This window comes from Desulfosoma sp. (assembly GCF_052743555.1).
In genome coordinates this window covers 2,070-22,372 of the sequence record NZ_JBRAHS010000015.1, presented here as the reverse complement: position 1 = coordinate 22,372, position 20,303 = coordinate 2,070, and the positions used below count along the sequence as shown (strand labels likewise).

The 20,303-nt window shown below is 56.7% G+C and carries 15 protein-coding genes; 6 read left to right on the top strand and 9 right to left on the bottom strand.

The genetic code is table 11. The annotated features are described in order from the left end of the window. Positions 1 to 47: 47 nt before the first annotated feature. From ACUVSA_RS10685 to ACUVSA_RS10670, 4 genes are all read right to left on the bottom strand, one after another. Entirely contained in the window at positions 48 to 1,496 is a 1,449-nt protein-coding gene (locus ACUVSA_RS10685) for a glycosyltransferase (protein ID WP_445894797.1), read from the bottom strand. A 112-nt stretch (positions 1,497 to 1,608) separates the two neighbouring features. Beyond that, positions 1,609 to 2,412, bottom strand: a complete 804-nt coding sequence (locus tag ACUVSA_RS10680) for an energy-coupling factor transporter transmembrane component T family protein (RefSeq protein WP_445894796.1) — start codon at positions 2,410 to 2,412, stop codon at positions 1,609 to 1,611. Then, the gene (locus ACUVSA_RS10675) at positions 2,397 to 3,143 is read right to left on the bottom strand and encodes an energy-coupling factor ABC transporter ATP-binding protein (RefSeq protein ID WP_445894795.1); all 747 of its coding nucleotides are present in this window, start codon (positions 3,141 to 3,143) and stop codon (positions 2,397 to 2,399) included. Before ACUVSA_RS10675 ends, ACUVSA_RS10680 begins: the two co-directional genes overlap by 16 nt. Positions 3,144 to 3,408: 265 nt before the next feature. Then, complete coding sequence (locus ACUVSA_RS10670) at positions 3,409 to 3,957, bottom strand: biotin transporter BioY (protein WP_445894794.1); 549 nt, start codon at positions 3,955 to 3,957, stop codon at positions 3,409 to 3,411. Between the two features lie 229 nt (positions 3,958 to 4,186). On the opposite strand from ACUVSA_RS10670, the gene ACUVSA_RS10665 reads away from it, so the two are divergent. Continuing rightward, positions 4,187 to 4,597, top strand: coding sequence for a hypothetical protein (locus ACUVSA_RS10665; RefSeq protein WP_445892304.1), 411 nt, complete (start codon positions 4,187 to 4,189; stop codon positions 4,595 to 4,597). A gap of 847 nt (positions 4,598 to 5,444) precedes the next feature. Here ACUVSA_RS10665 and ACUVSA_RS10660 read toward each other — a convergent pair. Together ACUVSA_RS10660 and ACUVSA_RS10655 are read right to left on the bottom strand one after the other, a co-directional pair. Next, positions 5,445 to 6,254 carry a lysophospholipid acyltransferase family protein gene (locus ACUVSA_RS10660; RefSeq protein ID WP_445894793.1) on the bottom strand — a complete coding sequence of 270 codons (810 nt, stop codon included), beginning with the start codon at positions 6,252 to 6,254 and terminating at the stop codon, positions 5,445 to 5,447. A gap of 209 nt (positions 6,255 to 6,463) precedes the next feature. Then, entirely contained in the window at positions 6,464 to 8,215 is a 1,752-nt protein-coding gene (locus tag ACUVSA_RS10655; RefSeq protein ID WP_445894792.1) for an FG-GAP-like repeat-containing protein, read from the bottom strand. 300 nt (positions 8,216 to 8,515) lie between these two features. Here ACUVSA_RS10655 and ACUVSA_RS10650 point away from each other — a divergent pair, with 300 nt between their 5' ends. After that, entirely contained in the window at positions 8,516 to 9,868 is a 1,353-nt protein-coding gene (locus ACUVSA_RS10650) for a hypothetical protein (RefSeq protein ID WP_445894791.1), read from the top strand. Positions 9,869 to 10,012: 144 nt separating this feature from the next. Further along, positions 10,013 to 11,350: a hypothetical protein gene (locus ACUVSA_RS10645; RefSeq protein ID WP_445894790.1), complete on the top strand. Its 1,338-nt coding sequence runs from the start codon at positions 10,013 to 10,015 to the stop codon at positions 11,348 to 11,350. A gap of 68 nt (positions 11,351 to 11,418) precedes the next feature. Here the strand turns inward: ACUVSA_RS10645 and ACUVSA_RS10640 are convergent, their stop codons facing one another. Together ACUVSA_RS10640 and ACUVSA_RS10635 are read right to left on the bottom strand one after the other, a co-directional pair. Then, a complete protein-coding gene (locus ACUVSA_RS10640) occupies positions 11,419 to 12,582 on the bottom strand; it encodes a baeRF10 domain-containing protein (RefSeq protein WP_445894789.1) in 1,164 nt (387 codons plus the stop codon). Positions 12,583 to 13,153: 571 nt separating this feature from the next. Then, positions 13,154 to 13,351 (bottom strand): hypothetical protein, encoded by a 198-nt coding sequence (locus tag ACUVSA_RS10635; protein WP_445894788.1) that lies wholly within the window; start codon positions 13,349 to 13,351, stop codon positions 13,154 to 13,156. Positions 13,352 to 13,724: 373 nt separating this feature from the next. Between ACUVSA_RS10635 and ACUVSA_RS10630 the strand changes: the two genes are divergently transcribed. Genes ACUVSA_RS10630 through ACUVSA_RS10620 form a run of 3 tightly spaced genes read left to right on the top strand, consistent with a single transcriptional unit; the run spans position 13,725 to position 18,491 of the window. Further along, positions 13,725 to 14,987, top strand: coding sequence for an FAD-dependent oxidoreductase (locus ACUVSA_RS10630; protein ID WP_445894787.1), 1,263 nt, complete (start codon positions 13,725 to 13,727; stop codon positions 14,985 to 14,987). A gap of 4 nt (positions 14,988 to 14,991) precedes the next feature. Then, positions 14,992 to 17,232 carry a hydrogenase iron-sulfur subunit gene (locus ACUVSA_RS10625; RefSeq protein WP_445894786.1) on the top strand — a complete coding sequence of 747 codons (2,241 nt, stop codon included), beginning with the start codon at positions 14,992 to 14,994 and terminating at the stop codon, positions 17,230 to 17,232. A gap of 41 nt (positions 17,233 to 17,273) precedes the next feature. Beyond that, positions 17,274 to 18,491: a 4Fe-4S dicluster domain-containing protein gene (locus ACUVSA_RS10620; RefSeq protein ID WP_445894785.1), complete on the top strand. Its 1,218-nt coding sequence runs from the start codon at positions 17,274 to 17,276 to the stop codon at positions 18,489 to 18,491. Positions 18,492 to 18,585: 94 nt separating this feature from the next. Here the strand turns inward: ACUVSA_RS10620 and ACUVSA_RS10615 are convergent, their stop codons facing one another. Next, on the bottom strand, positions 18,586 to 20,043 hold the full coding sequence (locus ACUVSA_RS10615; RefSeq protein WP_445892294.1) for an FAD-binding oxidoreductase: 1,458 nt from the start codon (positions 20,041 to 20,043) through the stop codon (positions 18,586 to 18,588). Between the last annotated feature and the right edge of the window lie 260 nt (positions 20,044 to 20,303).

The following is a 20,303-nucleotide window of genomic DNA, read 5'->3' as shown; positions in this document are numbered from 1 at the left end:
CCGAGATGGTTATGTTCGGACACGCTTCTGACCGCTAGCGGCGCGGTTTACGGAAGTACCTGGAACCCAAAAGGCAGGGCATGCTGAAGTCTTTGGGCAATCCAGAGATGCTCTTCGTGAAACCGCTTTTCATCGTCCCTTGAGCCATACCGGCTGGCCCCACTGCTGGTGAGGGTCACGATGTCCTCGGTCCAGGCCAGCCCCCATTCCAGAAAGAGTGTCTTTAAGGCTTCATTGAGACGGCGTGTGGAGACTAGACTTCCGCTTTCTCGAAGAAACCAGCGCCGTGGAGCATACTGATGGGCATTTTCTAACACTTCGGCGATGGTCTGCACGAGTCGGCCGTCGGGAACGGCGGCTCCGGTCTCGTGGGTGAACATCTCCAGATTGATGCCAGCCATGGAAGCGCTGACTACACAGGGAACGTTGGACCGAAAAAATTCCATGACCGCCCGACAGGCGTTTTCATAAAGAGAGAGGTGAACGCCGAGGCGGCATTGTGAGAGAAGGGCGGGCACTTCGCGTCGGGGCACGTTGGGTCGCACGGTGACTCGAGACGCCAAGCCTCGCTGGGCGACGGCCCGCCGAAAAGCCTGGACGTTTTCCGGACGTCCTCGGCCGAGAAAAAGGGCCGTTTTACCGGAAAGTTCCTGGTGTGTCAGCAGATCCAACATGAACAGGTGGCGCTTTCGCCCCATGTCGTCAAACGTGGCGTTGAAAACCAGATCAAACGCCTTGGGCTCCTTCGTGCACGGAGGCTTGTTCAGGTCTTCCAAAAAATCCCCGTGAGCCAAAGGAAGAGCCAGGGCATGGTGCTGCGTGGCAATGAATTGACGGTCTTCGCTCCCGCTCAACCCAAAAAGGCAGGGGTCTTCTCCGGAGCAGAATCGTCGCCACCAGCTATGGCGCCACACGATCCCCATGGGCGGCTCGACAAAAAGGACAAACCGACGGGTGAGGGCCTCAAGGATGGGTGCGCGCGCCACGAGGTAAGGAAGGGCAAAGAGGCGAAGAACGCCCTTTTCATGAGGGTCCTGAGGGCTTTTGAGCACCTGCATGAAGTGGCGAATATGGACGGTTTTTTCGGGTTTCTCAGAAATCTTTTCGGCGATTTTAGCCTCCTCTTGGCGAACAAAGTCCACGACTTCAGCGTCCTTGTTTGCCGCAGCCTCAAGCGTGGAAAGGCGGCGCCACTGGCCGGGAAAAGGCAAAAGGGCCAAGTACAGTTCGGCTTGATGCCGGACGAAGGGATCTTGGCTGCCTGAGGCGAAGCCGGCGAAGATGGCGCCCTTTTCTCGAAGCACTTTGTAGGGGTAATCGAGGCCGGCTTCGGCCTCCAGCTTCGGCCTGTGCCAGACCAAAAGAGCGTTCAAGGCCATCCAAAGATCCTGGCGGCGTCGGCGATGTGCCGCCGCGTCCCGTAGGGCCCATAGATGACCCGCCTTGACGTCTCGTGCCAACGCCTTCACGAGTTCCAGTGCCGAGCTGTAATCCAAGGAAAGCCTCCTTAGAAAGGAGCCCAACCCAAGGCTCCTTGGCCAAGGTTTCGGATGTGGTAAGGCTTTGCACGACGGGGCCTTGCTTAAAAAATCATGGACAGGGGTTGTGTCAGAAAAAGTGCAGAGCGGCAAGCCCGATGGCAACAAGGCTCAAGATGAGGCCGTGATGAACAGGCCACGGTGGAATGTCAACGGAAACATCTTCACGGTAATCCCGGGCAGCCAGCGCCAGAGCCGTGGTTTCGCTTTGAATGATCGCTTTTCGAAAAAGCGCGGAAACAGTTGTTCGAAGTCGGCGAACAGGTCGAAAGGGTTTGTCCCCCAACCGGGCTTGCTCCGCCACTCGAATGCGTTCCAAATCGTCCAGCAGTTGCGTAAAGAAGCGAAGCGTCAGGGCAACCATGACGGCAATGCGCCGTGCCGGACAAAAGGGCAAAGGGCGAAGCAGCCACAGAACGGCATGCTGGACGTCTCGAGGCGGCGTGACCGCCGTAAACATAACGGCCCATAACACCATAAGCCCCAATCGCCAGACAGTGGCCAGGGCCCGGAACACCTCCTGCCGAGGAAAAAAGGCGGACACGGCACGCCATATCCTCAAAGGGTCGCAACTTTTGAAAACTTCATCCCTCGCTATTTGTAACGGGACGTTGGGTAATGAAAAAGATTGAACAAGAAAGATCATCGCGAGAAAGGGCAGCCAGCCTCGACACGTTCGCCCCAGCAGAGACCAAGGAAGACGAGCCGCCGCCGTGGTGGTCGCCAGGGCCAACGTGAGGGTGGAAAGCGCAAGGCTGTTTGAGCGAAGGAGGGCGCAGGAGAGCACCAGCACGGCAAACAGCTTGGTGCGTGCATCCAGGCGATGGACGGGGGATGAGCGGGCCACATAGTGCAGGGCTAATCGGCGAGCCACGGCTGCAGACCTTTTCCGAAAACGACCGAGCACGGGGGGCGCACTCCATGTTCGGCCAGACGATGGGCCAAGTGGTGTGGAGGTCCTTGATCCACAACAACCCCCTTTTTAAGGACCAGCACGTCCTCCACATGGGCGATCACCTTTTCCACGTCGTGAGTGGACACCACCACCGTGCGTCCTTCGGCGCGCAGCCTCAGCATCGCCTTGAGCGCGGCCTGGCTTCCCGCCCAATCCAGATGGGTGAAGGGTTCATCAAACAAAAGCACCTCGGGGTTCATGGCCAAAACTCCGGCCAGTGCCACTCGGCGCTTTTCCCCGCCGGACAACGCATAGCAGGGCTTGTCTCGCAGAGCTAAGAGACCGAACTGCTCCAGAACCGCATCCAGACGTCGGCCGGTCGCTTCCCTGGAAAGGCCAAGGTTTTCCAGACCAAAGGCCACGTCTTCCGCGACAGTCTCTCCAAGGATCTGGTGGTCCGGGTCTTGAAAGACCAGCCCGACGTGACGGCGCACGGTGCGCCTATCCCGCGCGGCATTCACACCCAGCACAGACAAGGATCCACTGGAAGGCTCGTACAGCCCGGACAAAATGTAAAGCAGTGTTGTCTTACCCTGGCCGTTGGCGCCGCACAGAAGCACAAAAGCGGGCGTTTCAAGCCGAAACGTCACACCATTTAGGGCGCGGGTTCCGTCGGGATAGGCGAAGTATAAGTCTCTGGCTTCGATCATGAATCCTGTGGCGCGAGGCACCGGCGCATCATAGAGCAAAATGGTTTATGTGAAAGCCCTTTGAGGATCTTTTACCCCGCCGCGGCTTGTTCCCTCGAAGAGCCTGTCCGAGAACACTCTCCGTAGGAAAGGCGCCGGCCGCCATGCCTTAACGCGCCTTACGGCACTCCGACAGCCGCATGCCGAAAGGACGCCGCCCAACCTAAGTCGGACGAGCTTCTGGTCCTTCCGCGGCCTGATGCGTCTCGGTGGTGCGTTAAAAGGTTCAAGCGGAAGCCGCAGGCCGCACGTGGCGGACCAACGCCGGGCGAAGAGACCGAGCCAATACGACGGCTGCCGCCGCCTTGACGGCATCCCCAAAAACGAAGGGCAACAGCCCCACGCCCACCGCCTTTGCCCAGCTCATGCCCGTCACGACCTTAAGCCAAGGCACGCCCAATGCATAAACCACCAAAGACCCTAAAAAGACCGCCACAATATCGGCTGCGCGCTTCGAACGCCCATGCGTCAAAAGACCGACAATCCATGCGGCCGCCACAAAGCCCACAAGGTAACCTCCTGTGGGCCCCGCCAAATGGGCTAATCCAGCTTTGAAATTGGCAAACACCGGCAAGCCGACGGCACCAAGGAAAACATACAGTCCCACAGCCGCTGTTCCCTGTCGGGGTCCCAAAAGAAGCCCGGCGAGAAGGACAAACAGATTGGTCAAGACCACGGGTACGGGACCGATGGGAACGGCCATTTGAGCCCCCAGGGCAATGAGCGCGGTCATGAGGCAGATGAGCACCATGCGTCGAATGGATTCCAGCGGCATTTTCATTCCTCCATTTTTCTGTTAACCAACAATGGCGCATCGCGGTTAACAAACAATGAGTCCTCTGTCAAGCAAAATGCTGCAGGCAAGGGTGTGAATAAGGGGAGGTGCCTGGGGAGTTCCCTCTAGCCAGAAGGTTTGGTCTGTGCTACACGACAGATAAGTTACCCGCAGGTGTTGTGAAGCTGCGAAGTCGGAGCCATCCTAACCCTTGCCGAAGGAGGTCTTCATGAAACGCAAAGCGACATATCGACTCATGGTCACCCGCCGCGAAATGCTTTATGTCCACGATGAATTTGATCACACGCTGATGTTGGTGGAGATGGAAGGGGAGCCCATCGAATATCAGGTGGGGGTCGCGGGCAAGTTTGTCTCGAGGCGCAGTGTCACTTTTCACGACCGTGTGCGGGGAGCCGGCAAAATGATGGGCTATGCGGTGACGCATTTTGAAGAAGGCTCCATCTACAGTAAGTACGAAGGGGAGCGTGACCAGGAGAGTAAGCTCACCAAGGGGACCTGGACGATTTACCGAGGTATCGGGAAGCTGGCGACAATCAAGGGGAGCGGGACCTTTACCGTGAAGCCCGGGACTCAAGACCGCGAATACATTCTGGAGCTGGAAGGCGACTACGAGCTCTAAAAAGGGGCTCGAGCGCAGCCCAGCAGAGTCTAAGTCACGCAAGGGCACCCGCGGGGTAGGGCCGCCGCCCACCCATCCCGCCCTCTTAAGGCCAGTACCTGATGGACTCCGGCCGGGCGAATCGCTTATCGGCCGAGCGCATTCTACCGACGCTCTCAAGCTTGACCAGAAAACAGGAAGGACCTCTGCATAAGGTCTGGTCCATCTTGTTCCAGAGAAAGCAAAAATTGGTAGGCCAAGGGCATTCTGGGCTTATGGATCAGGAAGGTTCAGGTGCGGAGACATCGGCTGACTTGGGCGTGTCGCTCTTCCGAAAAGTCTGACCTCAGCAATAACACTCCTGGAGCTTCCCGCATGCGCCGAGGGTGGCACCGCGTGCTCGTGGTCCGCACATCTCCTGTCGCGCGGCAGCGGTCCATGAGCTTGTTTGAGAAGACCATCTGTAGGAGCGCGCACAGCGGGATGCCTGATCGTGCCTTGTGGCGCTCCTACGGAATGAAACGAAAACGGCCCCCGAAAAGCCATTCTCGGACAGCCTCTGGATGTGACGGAGGCGCGGGACCGGTCACCGCATCCGGACGCGCAGCCGCGCATCCCACCAATGCTTCAGGTTCGCTTACCCGACTCGCGTGGAAAGGACCGACTGGTTGCGTGTCCGCACGTTCGCGAACGACCGGAGGGCCTCTTTCCCCGAGGGCGTGGGCACGGAAGCCCTCAATACGGACGTAAGAATCCAGGCTACTCGGACATACCCTTTGAAGACGGCGCTGGTAGGGCGGTCTGGGGCTGGTGTGGCAGATGTGGGTTTATTATCAACGAATCGCTCAAGAGGACGGATCACCGGTTTTCAGGAAAGCTCTGCAGACACCGTCCGGGCTCGGAAGCGGCGGAAGCGCCGGTGGACCCAGTACCACTGGTCAGGAAACGTGCGAATGTGATCCTCAAGGATGCGGTTAAAGGCCGCGGTCATAGCGGCCACCTTTTCCTCCAGGCTTCCGGTACACGGCGGTGGAATTTCCGGGCCGATGTGGATGTGGTAGCGGCCGTCGTCCATGCGGTGATTAAACACGGGATGAACCGGAGCTCCGGTTCGGAGGGCGATGTGGGCGAGGGTCTTGTGCGTGAGCACGTCAACGCCGAAGAAAGGAGCCCAGATGCCTGTCTTTTTACCTGCATTTTGGTCGAGCAAGAAGCCGACCATTTCGTTTTTTTTGAGAGCCTTCAGGGCATGAAGCAAGGCGTGCTGCTTGGCGATGACCCGGTTGCCCGACCGCTCTCGAAGCCCTGTCACCCATCGATTGAGGAGCGGGGGACGCAAGGGGCGGGCCACCATGTGGAGCCGAGCCGGAAGGAAATAGGGAGCAGCGTAGGCCATCCATTCCCAGTTGCCCAGGTGCCCTGTGAGGATCAAGACGCCGCGGCCTCGTTCCAGAGACCGCACGAGATGTTCAACTCCCTGAGGTTCCACGTACCGCCGAAAGTTTTCCCGTCTGATGCCAGCCATGCAGGGAAATTCGGTGAAGACCTGGGTCAAGTGCCGAAAATTTTCTCGGGCCAGCCGGTGCACCTCTTTCCCATTCACCTCCAGAGCCAAACGAAGGTTGGCTTCAGCAGTCCTGCGGTGGTTGGCGTCCAGCACGTACCACGCAGTGCTCAAAATTTTCAAAGCTAGGCTCTTCAGACTTCGGTTTCTCAACCCTCGCCTCTGGCTTTTACACAAGATCCCTTTCAGAGTGACCCGCAGCTCCTCATGCGCGAGCTCCAAGAGGGGACGAACGTGCCACGCCGGCTTGGCCTTAGCCCGGCACGGGGGTCTTCTTCATCTTCTTTTCTCTGCACTCTTTGTGCCTTTGCGGTGAACTGTCCCTAGGGCTTTCGTGCGGCCTCGGTCTTGCCTCTCTGGCCCACGTTGAGGTCATAGGAAAAAACGGTGCTTCGAGCTTCCCACAGCTTCAGCAAGTCTTTGCCTAACACCAGGCTGGCGATGAGCTCCGGTGTGCCGTCGCCGTTTAAGTCGCCGAGGCGGATGGAAGACACCATGCCGCTCACTTCCCGTGTTTTCCAGTTTTCCACAAGACCCAGTTGATCCCAGGAGAAGCTTACCACCTCCCCGGCTTCATAGTACTTGAAGCCTTGGGGCAAAAAGCGGCTGGTAGTGTCTGGGCTTCGATTAACGACGATTTCCTGAATGCCGTCCTTGTTGAGGTCCATGACCATTATAGGCGAGGGAATATAGTAATATTCCACATTATTGTACCGAAGATCTTCCACCTTCCCCAGCAGGTAGTTGGTGGTGGCTCCAAACTGCTGCTGACGGCTTCGCCACAGCCGGTTTCCAGCCACGTCCACGAGGAGCAGTCGGTTATCGGCTGTAATGACGGCGTATTCTGTGGAACCATCCCCATTAAAGTCACCGGCGGCAAAGTTCACGACATTGCATTGAGGTGGAAGGGTCACCGGGGCGGTGACGGCCAATTTGCCGTCGCGAAGGCGCCATTCTACGATTTCGGGTTCAAAGAGATCTCCGTATCGGCCTCGAGCCTGGGCAAGAGGCACTCGTCCTCGACCGGGAAAGGCCACGGCATTGATAAAGTATGGCAGGCGTTGGGCCGCGACCGTGAGATGCTTGCCGTCGAAGTGGAGCACCAAGGATGCGGGTTCCCACTCCGTGTCGGAAAGCTTGATACTTTCCGGGCCGGGATTTCGGCCCTTGTTTCTTTGAAAAATGTTGGTCACCAGAATATCCAGATGACCATCGCCGTCCACATCGGCGAGAGCGAGCCATTTGAACGTATCCAGCTTACTGGCCCGATATTCGGCGGCGCTTTGCAACCCTTGAGCAACCCGCCGGTACACCGCGACCCGAGAGGCGCTCAGGGTCACCAGTTCGTCCTGACCGTCCCCGTCCAGATCATCCACGTCGATGGAGAGAACGGCCTCGGAAAACGTCTGGCTCCGCCATAGCCCGGGCTGACGCAGGGACCCTTCGGGTGTGATTTCAATGAAGTTGGGATTTAGATAGGAGACGGCCTGGCCGGGCAGGGTCGATTCGGGCAAAAGGAGTTCCGGGTGTCGCGTGGAGGTCGCCTCTGAGGGAGAGGATGTGGCTGTGGACGTAGATCGTTGAAAGAGCCGGCGATTGACGTCTTCCGCGAGCCGGTTGACCGTGGGGATGAGCTGATTCAGGTTGGGGCTTTGATATGGAAACTGCATGGGCGCCTCATCGGGTTCTACGGGCACCACCGTGGCATCGAGGCTCACGGCATCCCCCAGAGCGGTGACACTGCCGTAGAGGAGGTAATCGGCGTTAAGTCGGCGCGCCAGGGTGCGGGCGGCGTCGGGGTTGTCCAGCGCGAAGGGCGTTTTCGCTATTCCTTGCGTGGCGGCCTTGTCCAGAACGCGCACCTTGCCGGGCCAAGAAAGGCGTGAGCGCAGCATGTCCCAAATGCCGTCTTGAAGGTAAAATAAATCTTTCGGCGTGTTCATTTGAAACGGCATTACGGCCACGGTTTTGACGGACGAGTCTTGGGCGGCGGCCGGACAAACGGCAACGGCACAAAAGGCCGAAATCGCAAGAAGCCAAACGACCCAGTTCTTCCATAATCGTGTGACCACCATGGAGCACCTTCCTTTGTCAAGATGTTTCCATCAGAAAATTTGTGTAGGGCTTCGAGTCACCTTCGACAAGAGACTAGCGACAAACAAGCGGTTCAGGCAATAACATTTTTTCGCGTGCGTTCCGAGAATTTTCGTTTGACATCTCGAAAGACCCCATTATAAAAATGAGGATAGCGTCCGAAAGAAGGACGGGGGGCGATTTTATGAAAAGGGGGTGATGCCGAGGCGCAGAGTGTAAACAGGGGGGCTCATAACAGGGGGTATTCAAAGTTTTCGAAGCTTTCTTAGAGGAGGAAAGAGATGAAAAGGAACTTCATCGTGCTGGTGGCGGTTGTGGCGGCCGTTGCTCTGGCCGTGCCCGCGTTTGCCGTGGATTTCAAGTACGGCGGCTTGTATCGTCTGCGTTGGCAGTCCAACGACAACGTGGCCGACGGCAATGACGATTTTGACGACAACGGCAATTGGTTTGACCAACGGCTGCGTATGCAGTTCACCTTCGTGGCCAGTGAAAATCTGCAGTTGGTCACGCACTGGGAAGCGGACACCTTGTGGGGCCGTGAATCTCCGGGTGCCGGTCGACATGGCGGTGGTGACATCGGCGCAGACGCCACGAACCTGGAAATGAAGAACGTGTACCTGGAGTTCAACATCCCGAACACGCCGCTGCGGACCAAGCTGGGTGTGCAGGGCGCTACCTTCCTTAAGGGATGGATTTTCGCCGATGATTTTTCAGGCGCCGTGTTTTCCACCAAGCTTGATCCCGTTAAGATCACCTTTGGCTATGTGGCCGCTCAGAACACAGACGTGACGACAACGAACGAAAACGTGGATGATTTCTTCTTGTCCTTGGATTACGCCAACGGCCCGTTTACGGGGAGCCTCGTGGGCTTTTATCAATACGCTCATGACACCAATCTGAGCACCTATCCTGACATGTCTACGACGGTTATCCAGGCCAGCCCCACGGCGGTGACGGACAATAATCTGTTCAACCTGGGTCTGAGCCTTGGCTACAAGACGGACATGATGGTCTTGGGCCTTACTGGCATCAAGAACTTCGGCAGCTATGACCTGGTGGGCGGCGGCAGCCAGGATTACACTGGATGGATGTTGGAAGGTACCGCCGACTTCATGTGGAATGCCCTGACGTTCCATTTGGGCGCCTTCTACACCAGCGGCGATGACGATAACATTGCAAATTTCGACAACGCCAAAGACTACGACGCCTTTGCCTATGCCCGCGGCGCTTCCTACTACTGGTCGGAAATTCTCGGGGTGGGCCTGCTCGATGTGAACGTTTCTGGATCCGATCACCTGAATCCGGCCTACCAGGGGGCTTATCGGGCTGCCGACGTTCCGTCCAACCTGTGGGCTTTGAACCTGGGTGTCGTTTGGCAGGCGATGCCCGAGACCAAGATGACGTTAAACTACTACTACGTGGCGACGGCGGAAGATGTCCTAGCCAATGCGGCAACGGGCGAAACGGACGACACCATTGGTCACGAAGTGAACCTGTATATCAGTCAAGGCATTGTGGACAAATTGAACCTGACACTGGTGGGCGCCTACCTCTTTGCGGATGATGCCTACACCATCTTCAAAGATGACGACGATGCCTACGAGTTGGGTGCCGTGCTACAGTGGAAGTTCTAGTCTTGGCTTTCACGCCGGCTAGCCTATGAGGCTGACAGACGCCCAGAAAGAGGTTTTTTCTGGGCGTTGTTTTTTGCGCATGTTGTGCCATCTTCTGTACTGGGGTTGCCCGATCTAATGATCAACGTCCAAAGGAGGGAGAAAATGCGGCGATGCTGGTTGATGTGCTGTGGAGTTCTCGTGGCCGCGGCTTTGGCCTTTCCGGCCTTTGCCGTGGATTTCAAATACGGCGGCATGTACTTCATGCGATGGCAGTCTCAGAATAATCTCACCGATGGAAACGATGATTTCGACGACAATGCCAACTGGTTTGACCAAAGAGTTCATATGTATCTTACGTTTGTGGGCAGCGAAAAACTGCAGTTGGTGACCAAATGGGAAGCGAACACTCAGTGGGGTCTGGAGACTCCAGGGGCCGGGCGTCAGGGGGGAGGGGACATCGGCGCCGATGCCACGAACCTGGAAATGAAAAATGTCTACTTGGAATTCATGGTTCCTGGGCTGGAAGCGACGGCCACGGTCGGCGTGCAGGGGGCCGATATCCTGGGAGGATGGATCTTTTCGGATGATTTTTCCGGCGCGGTTCTGACCAAATCTTTTGATCCTCTCAACGTGCGGGTCGGTTATGTGGCGGGTCAAAATCAGAACGTCACCGATGTATCGGAAAACATCGATGACTTTTTCCTGGAGTTGTCCTACGCTCAAGGGCCTTTTTCCGCGACTCTTGTGGGATTCTATCAATCGGCAAACAACAATAAGACCAGCATTTTTGAAGACTACAACTACGACCAGCCTGTGGATTGGCTGAGCGGCCGCGATGTTCGAGGCAATGACCTCATCGACCTGGGCCTTTACCTGGCCTATACCAACGACTGGATCGATGCGCACGTCAATTTCGTCAAGAACCTGGGCGGCTACGACATTGTCGGTGGCGGATCCGGCGATTACAAGGGTTGGATGCTCGAAGCTCGCGCTGATGTCACCGTGTCCAGTTTTGTTTTAAGTGCAGGAGGATTTTATACCACAGGCGACGACGACTTAAATGACAATGATGTGAAGGCTTTTGTTTACCCCAGAGGCCGATCTTTTTACTGGTCGGAAATCCTGGGGCTCGGGACCCTGGATGTGAACGCTGGCGGGTTCGACACTTACAATTCCGTGGGGCAAGGCGCCTATGTTCCCGGTGACGGCCCGTCCAACCTATGGATGCTCACCGCCGGCGTGAAATGGCAGGCCATGGAAGAGACGGCTCTGACCGTCAACTACTATTACATCGGAACATCGGAAAAGGTGGAGAGCGCTCCAGGTGAAACCGACGACAGTATCGGCCACGAAATCAATGTCTACGTGGATCAGGGTATCGTGGACGGCTTGAGCCTGCAGTTGGTTGGTGCTTATATGTTTGCCGACGATGCCTTTAAAACCATCAAAGGTGATGACGACGTCTACGAAGTGGGCGCCATGCTGGAGTGGAGGTTCTAAAGCCAACCGGTCGGCGTGCGTCGGCACAATGAGCTTCCAGGGGCAGGTGGTTGCCTGCCCCGGAAAGCCTAACGTAAAAAGGCCCCCAGTGGGCCTTCTTTTTTTAGGACTTCCTTAGCTCCGTCGGCGCCGATCTCTTCCACCTTGCCTCCCATGGCCAGCACGCGGTCGCAGGCCGCCCACACCACATCATCCATGTCCTCCAGGGCGCCGGAACAATACGGACAGGCATTGGTGGACGGAGCATGATCCATGAGGACGTCGCAGGTGGGGCAATGAAAGCCCGGGGCTGCAAAGCCTACAGGCACGAGGATTTGATAGACCCGACCCTGATTGACGGCATTGAGGACCGCTTCCAGTCCCAGGACCGCCTTGGACGATTCGCTCTGGGTCTTTCTGGCCGCCGTGATACATTCAAAGACGAGGTCCCTCTCCTGAGCAGCGCCCAGTTCGCGCAGCATGGGTGCGACAGCTTCTAAAAGTTCCTTGGGTTTTGCCGTAACAGAGGCGCGCATTCGAGCGACCACGCGTGCCAGAACGCCCTTGGGAAGGATGCGTTTAAGTTCGGCGGTGACGTCTTCCGGGCCCGCCAACACCACGCGATCGATACCGTAGTCCTCAATCATATCGTGCAAGGAATCGGCAACTTCCTTCAGAAACCAATAGCTCCAAGTTGCGGCTCGGCGCTGGAAAACCATCTGAGAACGCATGTGGTCGGTGCCGGCGGTGGCCCGGTGACGAACAGCCGGCGTTTGAAACGCTTCCTCCACCTCTTCCACTTCCCCCATGGATGCCACCAAAAGCCGGGCTTTTTCACGATCGACCACGACGATACCCGTGCGTTCGTATTCCTTCCAGGCGTCCAACAAGGGGCGAATGTAGGGGCGGCGTTCGTACCAGGCCCCGTTGGGCAGCCGAACCGGTACGTCTTCCTGGTACGTGTACCCTTCGGACACATCGCAAAACAGTACGAGACTCCGACCTTTGGGAATATGCAGTTCCACTTGGCTTCGAACCCATTGGGCGTCCTCTCGAAAGTGTTCCACCGTTTGAGGATCATCCAAGGTCCCTTCGAGGTCATTGAGCATCTGTTCCAGGACCAGTTTGTGCGCGCCGCGGCGGCTGGCGCGCATTTGGGGATCCAGGTTGAGGTAGATGCTGAGAATCCAGGAACCTTCGGGAGCATGACGGCGGGCCAAACTTTCCAAGGAACTGGGATGCAACGCCTTCATGGAGATCCTCCTTGCCTAAAGGTTTGTGCGTGCGAATGGCGGCCTTGCGGGAAACGACGGCTTCATAAAGCGCAAGGCACTCTCATAGGATTGTCGCCTGACAAGGCCACGCGGTCAAGGACAGGGCTGGTCGTTTGGCCGGGGTGTCCACTGGGGAGCAATAGTGCGGGCGTTGCGCTCGGTTCATTGGTGCTTTAAGAATTCATGTCGCCATAAAGAAAAGCCGTGGAGCGCATGTGGGCACAGTCTTTCAGTAAGCCCTTGGGGACAGGTGTGAGAAGGAGCGCTGCTTGACGCTACAAGGAAATTCGGCCGAGACCAAAAGGGCATGGCGCGCGGCGTCACGGGCTCGAGCGCCAAGGGTCATGGCTGATCGTGGGCAGTCAATTAAACCGCGGTGTTCGGCGGCATTTCTAAGGAAAAGGACAGGCTTCCAAGGTGCCTGATGCCTTGTTGGGGTCCGGAGGCCGTCTGGAAGCTCCGGCAACGCCCATGAAAAAAGCACGGGGTGCACCCGTGCTTTTGCGGCAAGGCGAAAAGGGGTATTTGAAAAAAACCCGGTGGGTAAAGGTCAAGAAAGAAATTTTTGCTTGATCTTGTCCCAGGGCGCAAAGGCGGCCAAAAGCCCTGCCGAGATGAGGTAAAAGGCGATGATGGATGCGGGAAAGGTCAAGTAAAGGAGCGCATACACCGGGAAAAGCACGGCCAGGGAGACCGCGATCTTTGCCGCGACTTCGATCCGTCTGTTGGTTTGTTGTCTATCGTCCATGTGGCCACTCCATCGCTGGATAGTGTGAAATGAGGGGGGACACCATGTCCGCTTTTCTTCTCCATTGCCTTCCCTCTCCTATTACCCGAGGGTGACCCTTTTTTCAAGGGCCAAGCGGGGGAGTACGACTTTTTTTTCACAACATGACCCAGCCCGTGCCCATTTCCTAAGAAGGCTCCACAAAAGGGACCTTTCTTACGAAAGCCAAGCCGTTGAGACGACCCCAGTTTTTGTTTGCTCCTGGCGCTGGCTTTGTGTATAGTTGCACATGATGTAGCCTGACCCATGTCGGGCGATCCTTTCTGCGGCGGCATTCCCAGCCCAGGCTCTTGAGGGTTCACGGGACATCTTTCATATACCGAGGAGGATGAGCATGGCAAACACGGTGACACAAAGCATCATGGTGGTCGGAGGCGGCATGAGCGGCATGAGTGCCGCGATCGAAGCCGCCGAGGCAGGGTATGAAGTTTTTTTAGTGGAAAAGAATCCCTACCTGGGAGGGCGTGTGGCGCAGCTGTATCAGTATTTCCCCAAACTGTGCCCGCCGTACTGTGGCCTGGAAATCAATTTTCGGCGCATCAAAGACAATCCCAAGGTGAAGGTGTTCACCATGGCCGAGGTGACACAGATTCGAGGGGTGGAAGGGGATTTTGATGTCGCCGTGAAAATCCACCCTCGATATGTGAACGAAAAATGTACGGGATGCGGCAAATGTGCCGAAGCGTGCTCGCTGGAGATTCAAAATCCTTTCAATTATAACATGGATACCGTCAAGGCCGCTTATTTGCCTCATGACATGGCCTTTCCCCTGCGCTATGTGCTCGATCCCAGCCTGGTTCGCAGCGCCGAAGCCCAAAAGGTGAAGGAAGCCTGCCCTTATGACGCCATTGAACTGGACATGGCGGCAAAGACGGTGGAACTCAAGGTGGGAAGCATCGTGTGGGCTACGGGTTGGAAGCCTTACGACATCAAGAAGCTGGAAAACTACGGGGCCGGCGCCTATGCGAACGTCATTACCAATGTGCAGATGGAGCGGCTGGCGGCCTGGAACGGTCCGACCCAGGGCAAGATTCTTCGTCCGTCCGACGGGCAGCCGCCGAAAACCGTGGCGTTTGTCCAGTGCGCCGGATCGCGGGATCAGAACCATCTGCCGTTCTGTTCCGGCATTTGCTGTTTGGCTTCCTTGAAGCAAGCCTCGTATGTTCGGGAGCAAATTCCCGATGCGACGGTGTATTTCTTTTACATTGACGTGCGGGCCACGGACCGGCTGGAAGACTTTGTCCGACGCGTCAAGGCCGACGACAAGCTGATCTTTTTCAAGGGCAAAGTGGCCAAGATCACGGAGGACGGTGCCACGAAAAGTTTGGTGTGTCGCGTGGAAAACACCATGACCGAAGAGCTGCACGAAATTCCGGTGGATCTGGTGGTGCTGGCCACAGGCATGCAGCCCAACACTTCAGAAAGTCCGCTGCCCACGCCGGTTCCCTATGACGAGTACGGTTTTGTGGCGTCCATGGACGCCATGCCAGGCATTTACGCCGCGGGCACGACTCGAACCCCGTGCAATGTGGCCGAATCCGTCGCCGACGGCACGGCAGCCGCTCTCAAAGCCATTCAATCCGTCGTGAGGAGGTAGCTCAATGGATAAGAAGCTTGCCACGTATATTTGTACCGGATGCGGCATCGGCGATGCCTTGGACATAGAGCAGCTGTCAAAGGTGGCTCAAAAGGAATGCAAAGCCGCCTTGGTGAAAACCCATGCCTGCCTGTGCAGCCAGGAAGGTGTTGGCATGCTCAAGGCGGACATCGACAGCCAAGGCGTCAACTGCCTCATGATTGCCGCGTGTTCGCCGCGGGTCATGTACGATGTGTTTCGTTTTCCCGGCTGCCTGGTGGATCGCGTGAATCTGCGGGAACAGGTGGTGTGGAGTCAAAAGCCCGGTGACGAAGACACCCAGATGATGGCGGAAGATTACCTGCGCATGTCCGCAGCCAAGATCGGTAGGATGGATCTTCCGGAACCTTTCAAGCCCGAAGAAGAGATTTCCAAGGACGTTCTTATTGTGGGCGGCGGTGTGGCTGGTTTGACGGCGGCCAAGGAAGTGTCGAGGGCTGGTTACAAAGCCGTCTTGGTGGAAAAGGAAAAGCAGCTGGGCGGGTTTCAGAGGTTGGTGACCAAGATCGCCACCTTTCCCTACAAGGGCATCAAAGACAACGAACTGGACAGCCTGATTCAGGAAGTGACTAAGGATGCCAATGTCACCGTCTATACGGGAGCCAAGATTCAAAAGACAGTGGGAGGTCCCGGTGTTTTCAAGGTGACCATTGCGCAAAACGGCGCCACCAAAGAACACAAGGTGGGCGCCATTGTCATGGCCGCCGGCTGGAAACCCTATGATCCTGCGCAATTGGATGCCAAGCTGGGCTACGGTCAATCGCCCAATGTCATCACCAATGTCCAGTTTGAAGAAATGGTACAGGCTGGTGGAGTGAAGCGGCCGAGCGATGGCGGCGACGTGCAGAACGTGGCTTTTCTCCAGTGCGCTGGCCAGCGCGACCCTGAAAAGCTGGCTTACTGTTCTTCGGTATGCTGCATCACAAGCCTCAAGCAGGCCATCTATATTAAGGAAAATTACCCTGACGCCAACGTTTATATCGTGTTCAAGGAAATGAGAACTCCAGGCCAGGCGGAAGATCTGTACCGCAGGGCTCAGGAAGAGGGTGTCATTTTCATTCGATGCCAGGATCCTCAAGTGAAAGCATCGGGAACCAGCGTCACGGTGGAAGCCTTGGACGAGCTGTTGGGAGAAACCGTCCTTCTGGAAGACCTGGATCTGGTGGTTTTGGCGACGGGCATGGTTCCCGTGACGGCTTTCGGCGAAGACTATGCCCAGGTTCGGGCGCGCATGCGAGGAGCGGAAGCTGAACAAAAGAAGGAAGAGGAAGAGCTGGAGGTCCCTCAGGACGCCATTTTGGTCTCCGACATTCTCAACCTGGAATATCGTCAAGGGCCCGAACTTCCCGGCCTGCGTTACGGTTTTCCCGACTCTCATTTCATCTGTTTTCCGTACGAAACGAGGCGAACCGGCATCTATGCGGCCGGATGCGTGCGTCGCCCCATGGGTGTGGCGGCGGCCTATGAAGACGGTGCCGGAGCGGCCATGAAGGCGATTCAGTGCGTGGAATTGGTCAGCCAGGGCAAGGCGGTGCACCCTCGAGCAGGGGATATGAGTTTTCCCGAGTTTTTCATGCAACGCTGCACCCAGTGCAAACGCTGTACGGAAGAGTGCCCGTTTGGGGCCATCAACGAAGATGACAAGGGCAATCCGCTCCCGCAGCCCACGCGATGCCGCCGCTGCGGTGTGTGTATGGGGGCCTGCCCGGAACGCATCATTTCCTTCAAAAACTACTCTGTGGGCATGATCGGTGAAATGATCAAGTCCATTGAGGTGCCGGAAGAGGACGAAGAAAAACCGAGGATTGTCGTCCTTGCCTGTGAAAACGACGCCTATCCCGCGCTGGACATGGCGGGGTTGCGCCGCATGACGTACAACGCCTGGGTTCGCGTGATTCCCATGCGATGTCTGGGTTCCATGAATCTTATCTTCATTGCCGACGCCCTGTCCAAGGGCATCGACGGGGTTCTGCTTCTGGGCTGCAGGTATGGCGACGACTATCAATGCCACTTCATCAAAGGATCGGAACTGGCCAACATCCGCCTGAGCAAGGTTAAGGAAACGCTGGATCGCTTGGTGCTGGAATCCGACCGCGTGCGTTTTGAAACGGTGGCCATTTCCGACTATGACAAGCTGCCGAAGATTTTGGATGATTTCGCGGCAACTCTGGAAAGTCTGGGACCCAACCCCTACAAGGGATTCTAGATGGACCGTTCATCGGACGAGAAAAGCGAGGAGGCCTGAGGATGAGCATCAAGGTGGATCCGAATCTCATGAAGGATCTGAAGCACTTCGGCTTGAAAGACGCCAGCAAGTGCTTCCATTGCGGGAACTGCACCGCCGTGTGCCCGATGTCGGAAACGGGGACCCCCTTTCCGCGAAAACTGGTCAAGTATGCCCAGATGGGGCTTAAGGACAAGATCCTTCAGTCCTCTGAGCCCTGGCTCTGCTACTACTGCGGCACATGCTCCGAGCATTGTCCTCGAGGGGCTGATCCCGGCGAGACCATGATGGTCATGCGCCGTTATCTCACGAGCCAGTACGACTGGACGGGATTTTCGCGCAAATTCTACACGTCCGAAAAGTTCGAAATCATGGCCGTGATTGTCACGGGGCTCATCGTCGGGCTCCTGATGTTGCTCATTCACGGGGAATTCGACTGGCAGAACGCCTCCTTGGAAAAAGCATGGCCGGCTCACGGCATGGAAATCGCCGATCTCATCATGGCGTCCGTTCTGTCCTTTTTCCTGCTCACCAACGTGTACCGTTTCATGAAATTTACCATGGGCGACCTTTTGACCAAAATTCCCCTGCGCATCTATGCCAGTGAAGCGAGAGAACTGGTGCTGCACTTTCTGACCCAAAAGCGTTGGGCGAAGTGTGAAGACCGCACCCAGTGGATCATTCACTTGCTCATCATGACTGGCTACACCACGGCCTTCATTCTGGTGGCTGTGCTTCTGGCCGGAGGGCTCGCCGTTTTGGGGCTCACCTGGGAGCCTCTGCGATTCCAGAGGCCTTTTGATCCGGTGACGGGAAGGGATGCCATCTATCCGCTGTTTCATCCCATTCGTCTACTGGGCTATTATGCGACGATCTCCGTGTTTATCGGGGCCACGTACGCTCTGATCGGCCGCATTCGCAAGAGCAAGACGCCCTACAAGAATTCCCATGGCACCGACTGGATGTTTCTTGTGCTTTTGGATTTGACGGTCATCACGGGCATTGCGGTCCACATTTTAAGGATTATGAACGTTCCCTTCGCCACCTACGCCATGTACATTCTGCACCTCATGATCGCCGTACCCATGCTGGTTTTGGAAGTGCCGTTTTCCAAATGGTCCCACCTGGCGTACCGGCCCATGTCGGCGTATTTGAAAGGGGTGAAGGAAAAGTATTTTGCGGAATTAAAGAACCGGGAACCTGAAGTCAAAGCGGCGGAGGCCGCCGGCGCCAAAGCCTAAGGCGCCTTCACGCTGCGGCATTGTCGGTCCGTAAATCACCGAAACCCCATAAGCACGCCACAGCGTGCTTATGGGGTTTTTGTCAAAAGGTCCTTCAGTTGGGCGTCGTCCTTCTGCCTGAGACGCCGGTGGTTTGAAAGAAGGCTCGATTGGGCAGGAACATTTTTCCCGGATTCATAATATCGTGAGGATCCAGAGCCCGCTTGATACGCAACATGGCGTCAAAGGCTCCGGGATGCACTTCCCATTGAAAGAAGCCACTCTTCGTGATGCCGATGCCATGTTCTCCGGAGATGGTTCCTTCGAGGCGAAGCACTTCGCGAAAAAGTTCTTCTACAGCCCTTTCGGCGCGGGCCAATTCCCGGGGGTCAGAACGATCCACCATAATGTTCGTGTGAATGTTGCCGTCTCCAGCATGACCAAAGCTGACGATGACCAGATCATACTTGCGGGCAAGAGCCTGGTTGAACTTGATGAGGTCGGCAATGCGGGATCGAGGCACGGTGACGTCCTCGTTGATTTTTCCCGGTCGAATCCGGCCCAGGGCCGGCGAAATGGCGCGTCGAGCCGTCCACAGTTTTTCCCTGTCCTGGGGTGTTTCGGCCCGAAGGATTTCAACTGCCCCGTGCCGACGAAAGACTTCTTCCATGATGCCGATGTGGCGGGGCAGGACTTCGGGCGGGCCGTCCACTTCGGCAATGAGCATGCCCTCGGCCTGCTCAGGCACGCCCAATGGACAATACGACTGCACGGCGCGCAGCGTGGCGGCATCAAGCAGTTCAAGGCACGAGGGAAGGACGCGCGCCTGCAACACGGCGCACACGGCTTGTCCAGCCTCTTCAATGGAGGAAAAGACGGCCGAAATCGTCATGACGGCTTCAGGAGCGGGAATGAGACGCACCACAATCTTTGTGATCACCCCCAAGGTGCCTTCTGATCCCACCAGGAGACGGGTCACGTCGTAACCCACCACCCCTTTCATCGTTCGCGTGCCCGTGGTGATCAGTTCCCCCGTTGGCAGCACGGCTTCCAATCCCAGCACATAGTCTCGTGTCACCCCGTACTTGACGGCTCGAGGCCCCCCGGCACAGGTGGCCACATTGCCGCCGATGGTGGAAAAATCCAAACTAGCCGGGTCCGGCGGATAGAACAACCCATGCTGGGCCACAGTTTTTTGAAACACACCCGTGACCACCGCGGGTTCCACCACAGCGACCATATCCTCGGTATGGATTTGGAGAATGCGGTTGAGCCTGGCTAGGGAGAGCACTACCCCGCCTCGATCGGGCACCACACCACCGACCATGCCACTTCCGGCACCGCGAGGATACACGGGAAAACGCCATTGGTTTGCCAGTCGAACCACTTGGGCGACCTGCTGCGCATCGGCGGGAAAGACGACGGCCTGGGGAAGGGCGAAGATCTTACTGGCATCGTATCCGTAGCTCAGACGATCTTCCAGAGCTGTCAGGACATGTTCACGGCCGACAGTGTCTCGAAGGTCACAAAGAATTTTTTCAGGCAGGGCAGGGGGGTCATATGGCCTTTTCACTCGGGTTGCCTTTCCCATGCACGGTCCGATGGTTTTTCCCTAAGTTTCCTTGCCAAATTATCCGAATAGACCAAAGGTGTCCATGGAACATCGCAGCAGAGCATGATGAAGCCGTCGGTTGGGCAGCCAGTCGACTACGTGCGATTCTTGGCGCATGCCCTTGACGAAGGCTCATATTGTCTATCGAGCCGAATGCCGCTCTTACCTTGGGTTTGTGGATATTGTGGAATTCTTTATAGACTCTGAACACAAGGTTCTTC